The sequence below is a fragment of the Agathobacter sp. LCP21S3_B2 genome (assembly GCF_052118705.1).
Taxonomy (GTDB): domain Bacteria; phylum Bacillota; class Clostridia; order Lachnospirales; family Lachnospiraceae; genus Roseburia.
On sequence record NZ_JBQKGQ010000015.1, the window covers coordinates 72,351 to 81,649 of the forward strand.

Annotated in this window: 7 protein-coding genes, 1 tRNA gene and 1 pseudogene; 1 reads left to right on the forward strand and 8 read right to left on the reverse strand. The window is 41.7% G+C overall.

Annotated elements, in window-relative coordinates; translation table 11 throughout:
• Positions 1–68 precede the first annotated feature (68 nt).
• On the forward strand, positions 69–1,166 hold the full coding sequence (locus ACTQ1L_RS11325) for an HD-GYP domain-containing protein (protein ID WP_321110075.1): 1,098 nt from the start codon (positions 69–71) through the stop codon (positions 1,164–1,166).
• 154 nt (positions 1,167–1,320) lie between these two features.
• On the opposite strand, the gene ACTQ1L_RS11330 is transcribed toward ACTQ1L_RS11325, so the two are convergent.
• From ACTQ1L_RS11330 to ACTQ1L_RS11365, 8 genes and pseudogenes are all read right to left on the reverse strand, one after another.
• Positions 1,321–1,392: transfer RNA gene (locus ACTQ1L_RS11330), tRNA-Glu, on the reverse strand.
• Between the two features lie 72 nt (positions 1,393–1,464).
• A complete protein-coding gene (locus ACTQ1L_RS11335) occupies positions 1,465–2,334 on the reverse strand; it encodes a putative ABC transporter permease (RefSeq protein WP_441367220.1) in 870 nt (289 codons plus the stop codon).
• Positions 2,335–2,403: 69 nt separating this feature from the next.
• On the reverse strand, positions 2,404–4,491 hold the full coding sequence (locus ACTQ1L_RS11340) for an ABC-F family ATP-binding cassette domain-containing protein (RefSeq protein WP_441367222.1): 2,088 nt from the start codon (positions 4,489–4,491) through the stop codon (positions 2,404–2,406).
• Between the two features lie 9 nt (positions 4,492–4,500).
• On the reverse strand, positions 4,501–4,725 hold the full coding sequence (locus ACTQ1L_RS11345) for a hypothetical protein (RefSeq protein ID WP_118191570.1): 225 nt from the start codon (positions 4,723–4,725) through the stop codon (positions 4,501–4,503).
• A 116-nt stretch (positions 4,726–4,841) separates the two neighbouring features.
• Complete coding sequence (locus ACTQ1L_RS11350; RefSeq protein WP_441367224.1) at positions 4,842–5,225, reverse strand: GGDEF domain-containing protein; 384 nt, start codon at positions 5,223–5,225, stop codon at positions 4,842–4,844.
• Positions 5,185–6,807: pseudogene (locus ACTQ1L_RS11355) on the reverse strand (GH36-type glycosyl hydrolase domain-containing protein); the annotation flags it as partial. The gene ACTQ1L_RS11350 and the pseudogene ACTQ1L_RS11355, both read right to left, overlap by 41 nt.
• Positions 6,808–7,227: 420 nt before the next feature.
• Entirely contained in the window at positions 7,228–8,652 is a 1,425-nt protein-coding gene (locus tag ACTQ1L_RS11360; protein WP_441367226.1) for a family 16 glycosylhydrolase, read from the reverse strand.
• A 152-nt stretch (positions 8,653–8,804) separates the two neighbouring features.
• Positions 8,805–9,179, reverse strand: a complete 375-nt coding sequence (locus ACTQ1L_RS11365) for a helix-turn-helix transcriptional regulator (RefSeq protein ID WP_441367227.1) — start codon at positions 9,177–9,179, stop codon at positions 8,805–8,807.
• Between the last annotated feature and the right edge of the window lie 120 nt (positions 9,180–9,299).

Consider the following 9,299-nt stretch of genomic DNA (forward strand, 5'->3'; position numbering starts at 1 on the left):
TACGAAAATACTATATAATATATGTGTATGTCTTATAAAACTAAAAACGCATCTGTTGTGGAGTGATTATGATAAAACGTAAATACATGAGAACACGACAATTAAAACCCGGCATGGTCATAGACCAGGTCATTAAAGATTCAACCGGTAGAAACCTTGTGGTACAGGGCTCAACCATTGATGATTACATCATTGAAGCTCTGTTAAAACTCGGCATTATGTCTGTTTATATACGTGATGGTAATTTTGACCCAAATGACCCTGATGCCATCCTCTCTCCGCGTGCTGCCGCAAAGGTAAAAGAACTTAGAACCGATGATCGTTCGAAAGTTACCTTAAATGACAGTGTGCGGAAACAGGTTTCAGAAGGTGTACAGTTTATTTTTAACAATACCGACTCTGAGGAATTCACCATGGCAACAAATCAAATTGCGGACTCACTCATGAATGCAATCAACTCCAATGATGCCATGGCTGTGGATATCAATGCCATAAAAACAAGCGATGAATACACCTTCAAACACAGTGTAGATGTGGCAACTATAGCTATGATACTTGCAAAACAGCTACAGCTTCCCACAAATGAAATTCACGATATAGGTGTATCCGGTCTGCTCCATGATATCGGAAAAACAAAGATTCCTCCTGAGATACTGAATAAACCCGGAAAGCTCACAGATGATGAATTTGAAATTATGAAAAAACATTCTCTCTATGGCTACCACATGATAAAAGACAGAAAAGACTTAAATAATGCAATTCTTATGGGAGTATTGCAGCATCACGAGCGTATTGACGGCAGTGGCTACCCTCTTGGCTTCGATACTCCAAAAATTGCCCCATTTGCAAAGATTTTAGCCATCGCAGACGTGTATGATGCCTTGGTTACCAAAAGATCATACAAAGATGCTTACTCACAGCGAGATGCGGTAGAGCTTCTTATGTCCATGACCGGCCAGCTAGACATCACTGTTATGAGAGCTTTCATGAGCAGTATGATTCTCTATCCGGTGGATTCAATTGTTCAGCTAAGTAATGGAGAAAGAGCCCGCGTTGTCAAAAACAACGAGCATTATATACTTCGTCCGACAGTTGTCGGCGTAGATTCCGGAAGAGTATACAATCTGGGCGATGATTTGAAGTGCGCAAATATTATTATACTTTAGACATAATGATTTGAGCCACCTTGAGAATAAAAAAGCTGAAGCGTCATGCTTATATGCAGGCATCAGCTTTTTATTCTCAATGGTTTTATAATTATTAATAGCTTGCAAAAATAAAAAGCCCTCAGCACTGTGTACTGAAAGCTTTTTGTTTTAGCAGTCCGTACGGGAATCGAACCCGTGTTTCCGCCGTGAGAGGGCGGCGTCTTAGCCGCTTGACCAACGAACCGTGTATTATAATACCACGGTCTATCTGATAATGCAAGCCTTTTTTGAAAATTTTTTTTAAAAATTTTTTTTGTTATTTATCTGCCTTTTTCTCCTTCTTTACTTTCCTTATACGTTCACCTTTAAAGCGTTCCTTCAGACTCTCTGTAAATGTCTCAAGATACCTGTTCTCCACCTTTGGATTTCTGAATCCCTGTGCCCTGTTAAGCGCAGATTTCTTTAAAGCACCCATTGAATCGATGACGCGGTCCGCACTAGCTCTGAGACGTTTTCTCTTTCTGCGTTCCTCGACAGCATACGCAAGCTCCTGTGACCTCTCCTGCGACCTTTCATCTGCCGCCTTCTTACGCTCTTTAACCTCTTCCACAACCTCATCCATATAGGTGTTGAAATTGTTTTGCAGATTAACGATTGTCCTACTGAAATCTGTAAGCGCTGACACGGTGATTGCAGTGTCTACAGCTAAAAAGCCCATGAGAAGCAGTGAGAAAAACTCATACCATATAGGTGACATCCAGCCTGTGATGAACTTCGTAAACGGTGCAATAAAATATACCACTATAAGTCCTGCCACCCCAAAGCCTACAGAATATGGAAAACACACCCTGCCGTTTATATTGAGCGGCATTCTGCTGTAATCCCACCAGTATGCATGAAACAGCTTCTCAAGCGCCCATGATGTGCCATATTCTAAGACAATGCTTCCAAAAAATGCCACAAGAAATATCTGCCACCATGTAAATGTAGCATCCGTGTGAGCCGAAATGAAATCTGCTATCGCAGTGATTGCGACACCTCCGGCTCCGTAAATAGGACAGAGCGGCCCATAGAGAAAGCCTCTGTTCTCCCATTTCTTTGCCCTGATGGTACAGTAGATGCTCTCATATATCCAGCCCATACAGCTAAATATAATAAAATACACAAAATATCTTGATAACCACATATATAATCCTTTCTCCCCGGATAATTTATGATATACAGCAAATGACATTGATTCCCTTATGTCTGCAAATTAAAAATCACTCTCCGGATACATCTCATCTAAGTATACATCATACCATTTTGTACACTCATTTGTCCATGAGTCAGCAACTTTTTCATATTGCAGTCGCAGCTTATCGACATTTTCCTTAGTCGTATCCGCATTTATTATGTTTTGATTTATTTTTCCATTGAAAATGTCACAAGATTTGTCTTCTACTGCTAAATTATTTCCGCATGGAATTTTCTCGCAGAAATCAGATAAATCACAACTTCTAAGCATCTCTGCTTTAAGAGCGCTTTCTGCTTCACATAGCTCCTCATAAACCTTTTCTGCTTCTTCAGCCGCTTTCATCATCGGCTCTGCCGCAAGCGTAAGCTTCCACTCCAGGTATGCCTCATCTGTTGAAAGCTGTCTGGTCTCATGCCTCTCCCTCTTAGGGACAGCCGCAAGTGCCTCGACCATCGCAGCATCCTTTGCCTGCATGAGCGCCGGCAGATTGCCGTCCTGTGATGCCTTAAGCCTTGAAATATAATGGTCATAGCCAAACGGATAGTACATCACTTTGTCATTTTCAAAGACCAGTATGGCATCAGCCACCTGCTTTATGAAATACCTGTCATGCGATACAAAGAGCATGGTGCCGGTATATGCCTTAAATGCCGATTCGAGTGTCTCCTTCGCCGGAATATCCATGTGATTGGTCGGCTCATCGAGTATCATAAGGTTCGGACGGCCCGTCAGAAGCTCTGCGAGCACAAGTCTGGACTTCTCACCGCCTGAGAGCGAGCTGATACGCTTTGAGGCATTTGCCCCTCCAAACAGATACATGCCAAGCGTTTTGCGCAGGTCTTTTTCATTTAACGCCGGAAAAAGCTCGTGAAAATGGTCTCTCACGGTCTTATCGCTGTCGATAAGTGCCGACTGCTGGTCAAAATAGCCCACCAGCAAATTGTTGCCGAGCTGGCTTGTGCCCTTTATTGGTGGAATAAGTCCTGCCACTGTCTTTAGAAATGTTGATTTTCCTATGCCGTTGTCACCTATTACGGCAATCTTCTGACCACGCCTTATACGAAGCGACAGCTCAAGCAGTGCCCTGCCGTCATATCCAATTTTTAATTCTTTCGCCTCATACACCCATTTACCGCCCGGAAACTGTGGCTCGATATTGCCTGTAAAAATATGAGCTTCGTCTTCAACCGGCTTTTCTATCAGCTTCATGCGTGCAAGCATGGTCTTTCTAGAGCTGGCAAACGCAGCTTTCTTCGGCTTATGCTTGAATCTATCGATAAGCTCATTATTGTGCGCAATCTCCGCCTGCTGGCGCTCGTAGGCTTTGCGCTGTATCTGCAGATTTTTAAGCTTCTGCTGCCTGTACTGCGTGTAGTTGCCGGCATATCTGTGCAATGCTCCGTTTTCAAGCTCATATACACCAGTCGCAACTGCATCAAGAAACGCCCTATCATGCGACACCATGACAACAGCCTTGGGATAGTTAATCAGATAATCCTCCAGCCACTCGACAGTTTTCATATCAAGATGATTCGTCGGCTCATCAAGAAGCAGCAAATCCGGCTTTTCAAGCAGCAGCTTTATAAGTGAAATTTTAGTCTGTTCACCTCCCGAAAAGCTGCCGAGTGTACGGCTTTTTTCTTCTTTTTCAAAGCCAAAGCCTGTAAAAAGCCGGTCGTACTCCATCTCGTAGTCAAACCTCTCTTTTGAAAAGGTATCTTTATCCGGGCAGCTCTCAAGAAGTATTTCCTCGATTGTCTTGTCCTGATTGGAGGAATCAGCCTGACGGAGTATGCCGATTGTGATGTATCGCGAGGTTACGATTCCAAGCGCTGAATTTGTATTTGTATTTTTACGCTTACCACTTTTTACGTTTTTTCTTGCTATATCATTGCCTTGTTCACCAGAATTTATTGTATCCATACCTCTTCGGTCATCGCGGTCAAGCTGTAGCTCTCCAGCAAGAAGCCGAAGCAGCGTGGTCTTTCCAGCGCCGTTTTTGCCGACTACAGCTATTTTTTCTTTTTCCTTTATATAAAAATCAATATGGGACAGAATCGTCTGTCCTCCTGCCGAAACTGTCCCATCTTTAATCTGGTATAACATATATTACCTCTATTTTAAATCGTTAAGACTCTCCAAGAGCTCAAGATCCGACTGTAAAACCCTGATATTGGACGTAACAGGCTCCTGTCCCGGCTTTGTAACTGTGATTTCAATAACAGAGTCTGCCGGAATGCCGCTGCCGAATGCATACTGTAAAAAGGATACAAACTTTGGGTGGTTTGCTGTAAATGTATTTTTTGCTTTCATCATTTTCATTATGCTTGCTGGGTTCATGTATTTTCTCCAATCTTATCTATATGATATCTCTTTTGACGCATATATCTTTACTTTCGTTATATTATACCATGAGTCAATTCTATAATCTATCATTTTAGAATTATTTACGTTATTTAATCACGCTGTGCTTTGTGCCTCTTTTTAGCCTGATACATGTGCTCATCTGCTTCATTTATGTAATCATCAAGTGATCTGCTATTGTCAACGGCAATTACAAAACCGCTGCTTGCCTCTATGCCGAATGGAAGTTTCTTAGCTGATGTCATGTCTTTTAAAATCTTGTGAAAACTTTTCTCCATATTCTTTGCCTTTTGCTCATTGCAATCCGGGATAAGCACTACAAATTCATCTCCTCCATATCTCATGGCAACGGCTTCATGCGGGAAACTTCTCTTTATTGCATCTGCTACACCTCTGATTACGACATTTCCCATATCATGTCCATATTTATCATTGTTTTTCCTGGCTCTCATCAAGATATGCGATATATTCATCATCTTTCTTATAGGCTGCAAACTCTTTTAATATAGTCATTGCATAGTAGAACTGAAATGCTACGAAGGTTGACTCTCCATCTGCACCAAGCCTCAGGCAGTCATTCCAGTCTGCATAAAGTCCTGCAGGCATTCCATGTTTTCCGAGGTGGTTCATCGAAAAATCAATTGCTCTCTTTAAATGCTCGTAAACCGTTCCCTCATCCTTGTTGGCGAATGGAATGACCTCATCTATAAATGCTACATTTCCTGTCTCTGATACATATTTGTATACAGTAGGGAAAAGCCATAATGCATCATCAGCTCTGTAAGCCGGATGTCCTGTCTCCTGTACATAGGAAGCATCGTCAGGAGTATCCTCATGTCCCGGATTGTGTGTAAACTTGACAAGCGGAAGTCCTCCACCATTATCAACCTGTGCTGAGAGCATGAATCTGATCTTTTCAACAGCCATCTCAGGTGCAAGGTGTATAACACCCTGAATATCCTGGACTGTATCACGATATCCGTATCCGTTTCTGAGTCCACAGTATGTAAATGATGCAGCCCTTGACCAGATAAATGTCATGAAACAGTTATATGCGTTCCATGTATTGATCATTGTGTTGAACTCATCACTTGGTGTATTAATCTGGAAATGAGATAACTGTCCATGCCAGTATGCGATAAGCTCCTCAAGTTCTTTGTCGCAGACAGCTTTTGTATCCGTGTAAGAATCAACAATCTTTCCTGCTGTCTCATTATCTATCATTCCAACTAAGAATGCTATTGTCTTTGTCTCGCCCGGTGCCAGCTCCAATACTGTTGTGATTGCTCCACAGCTATTCTCGTTGTAGTTGCCGTGGTTGTTAAGCTTTCCGCTCTCCACTCCGACAGGATTGCCATATCTGTGATATTCTCCGAGAAATTCTCCCCTGTCACCGCACCAGCTGTCAACAGGTGCTCCTGCAAGTCCGATAAATCTGTTTACCACATCCTTGTTGTCAATTTCCTTGCCATCCTCGATGCGGTCAAGATTGGCATGGATCATCTGACGCACTCTGTTCTCCACAAATACTGTCTTTGTAATATACTGTGAATACTGCAGATTCACCTGATCCTGCTCATAGTTGCTGTTGTTTGTAAACTCAGCGTAGCCTGTAATATTAAGGCTTCTTGCCTTATCAGAATTATTCGTCACGCTCAAATTCCACACTTCGTATGTCTTGTTCAGTGGAACGTAATATCTTACTTCTGAATGAATACCGCTATAATCAGCCATCATCTTTGTGTATGCTGTTCCATGATGACACTCACTCTTGTATTCATTCAAATCCTTTCCTACAGGCTGCCACGAAGCTGACCAGTAATCCTTGCTGCCGTTGTCTCTGATATAAATATATCTGCCAGGCTCATCAAACTGATTAAACACATATCTCAAAAGCCTTCCGTTTGCACCTGACTTTGCAAAGCTGTATCCACCTGCATTATTGGAAACAATTGCTCCATACTCCGGTGATCCAAGATAGTTTACCCATGGTGCCGGTGTGTCAGGTCTTGTGATAACATATTCTTTTTTTGATTCATCAAAATATCCGTATTTCATATTCCTTACTCCATTCTCTACTTATTATATGATCTGCGGTTACAACTGCCTCCAACGTATATTTAGCAGTGAGCCATTTTCGTAATATAATATACATTTTTGCAGTAGTGTATTATACAAAATTATTTCTTAAAATATCAGATTTATGACATAACTAAACTTATCTCACAATATATTAAAAAAACCGGACGCATACGCGCCCGGTCCTTGAAAGGAATATGTATTTTACTAAAACTGTCCGAGATACGGTATACGGAGCAGTTAAAGTACGTGGTTAGTTATTAGTATTCTTTCTTTTTTTCAGGAATGAAACCGCTAAAATAAGTGCTCCAGCCATAGCACCAAATACATAAGCCATAATCGGTGAAATGTCATGGTTTACATACTGTGCATCCGATATTGATATGGTTGCCGTCTGCGTCAGGATTGCGAAGTGTAACTTCCTTTACCGGGGCGTTTAACATCTTCATCGTAGCTATCCTTCTGGTATACACGGACATAATCGATCACATATGGGTTATTCTCAAAGCATGTCTCATCGTTTGGATTTCCAACCCAGCTTCCACCAACAGCAAGATTTAAGATAATGTAAAATGGCTGGTCAAATGGTGCCGGATATGTAAGTGTTCCCTGTCCTACTGTTGTTGAGTGCCAATCGCTCTCCTCGTGGTATTTAACTCCATCCACATACCATGTGATTTTTCCCGGCTCCCAGTCACAGGTAAATGTGTGGAAATCATCAGAGAAATCGGCTCCATCCGTTATAGTATATGTACCCTGTGACTCTGAATGAGGATTTCCGTAATGAATGGTTCCGTAAGCCTTGTTTGTCTCCTGTCCCATTACTTCCATGCAGTCAATCTCGCCGCATCTTGGCCACTGACCATATACATTCTCATCATTTGCCATAAGCCAGAATGCAGGAAGGTATCCCTGTCCCTTTGGAACCTTTGCACGACATTCAAATCGGCCGTAGGTGAAGGTCTGCTTATTCTGTGTTGAAATTCTTCCTGATGTATAGGAAGCTGCTTCTTTTGTTGAGCCGGTATCACCATCAGTCGCATTCATATCAACAAATTTTATAGCAGAAATTGTCACGTCTGATGCCGGTGTGTCGGTATCATTGTATTTTCCAAGGGAAATATAGAAATCTGCAGGTGTGTCCTTTGTCATTGTAAATTCAAAACTGATTTCCTGCTCCTTATCCTCTTCAAGCTCCGGTTCGCATCCTCCGTACCATTCATATGAAGCACTCATCACACCTGTTTTGAATTTACGGGTTGCTGTGGACTTAGCCTTAAAACTCACTTTATATTTATGTCCGTTTTGCAGTGAAATATTTTGCTGCTTTAACTGGACATTCCAGTCCACTGTTCCCGCGTTTTTAATACTATAGGTGATCGAACCATCAGCTGTCTTTGCTGAAGCATCCGCTGATCCATCTGCTCCACCCCAGTTTGCTATTGTCTGAGTCCAGCCTTCCATTTCCTCCGAAAAATCTGAGTTTTTCAAAAGATTTCCAGCATCCTTATTTTCTGTTTCAGTAACTTTTTTGACCGGATTTATCACTAATTTTCCATCTTTTACCTGAATGTTTTCATCCGAGTCTACATACTCCTGCAGCTCATTATTTACCCATCCTTTTTCATGTGTCTCCACATTCCAGTCTGCACGGTTTAATGAATCACCATCAAACTCATCGCTCCACACTTTTTTGTAGCCATCATAGCTTAGTTTGCCTGTCTGCTGCGCCGCATCCAACGCTCCCTCTGCAAACGTCTGTGACGGCAAGGCTGTCATTGCCATAGCAGCCACAAGCATGGCTGATAATACTCTTTTTTTCATAAAGTACCCCTTTCATTTATGGTTATTTGCTATCTCGCATCACGTTACTGTCCACACCTTTCAGTGTAACCCGTAACCATAGCATTACTATAACGATTAAGTACCCTTAAAATATACAAAAAAAAACACAAAAACATCAAATTCATGACATTTTAATTTTCCTGTAATTTCCGCAATTCCCTCGGTGTCATGCCAAACTGCGCCTTAAACATCCGGCTGAACACCTTATAATTCGTAAATCCATTGTGCTCCAGTATGTCCGTGATGGAATCCTCAGTTGCCAGAAGCTCCTCATGTATGTGATTGATTCTTACCTGATTGACATACTCGAGAAATGTAACTCCCATGCATTTTTTGAACATACGGCAGAAATAATCCTGATTGAGTGAGGCTATGTCTGCCGCCTCCTTCAATGCTATTGGCTCCTGATAGTTTTCCGCCACATATCTAAGGACATCCTTAAGGCGCGCTATCTGTCTGGATTCTTTTCCCGCATCCATCTCTTTATATGAATAATTTGTAAACAAAATATATAACCTAAAATCCCACTCAAATTATACACTGGTGAATCAAATCACCAGTTTGTATAATTCAACTATCTCTGACTGAAAACCAGTCAGTTGTGTAATTAACTTTTTACGTTTACC

What these genes read in the sequence shown, in the direction of transcription:
- ACTQ1L_RS11345 (WP_118191570.1), bottom strand. Translation starts at nt 4,725, where the DNA reads ATGAACCCAGCAAGCATAATGAAAATGATGAAAGCAAAAAATACATTT.
- ACTQ1L_RS11325 (WP_321110075.1), top strand. Translation starts at nt 69, where the DNA reads ATGATAAAACGTAAATACATGAGAACACGACAATTAAAACCCGGCATG.
- ACTQ1L_RS11350 (WP_441367224.1), bottom strand. Translation starts at nt 5,225, where the DNA reads ATGATGAATATATCGCATATCTTGATGAGAGCCAGGAAAAACAATGAT.
- ACTQ1L_RS11340 (WP_441367222.1), bottom strand. Translation starts at nt 4,491, where the DNA reads ATGTTATACCAGATTAAAGATGGGACAGTTTCGGCAGGAGGACAGACG.
- ACTQ1L_RS11360 (WP_441367226.1), bottom strand. Translation starts at nt 8,652, where the DNA reads ATGAAAAAAAGAGTATTATCAGCCATGCTTGTGGCTGCTATGGCAATG.
- ACTQ1L_RS11335 (WP_441367220.1), bottom strand. Translation starts at nt 2,334, where the DNA reads ATGTGGTTATCAAGATATTTTGTGTATTTTATTATATTTAGCTGTATG.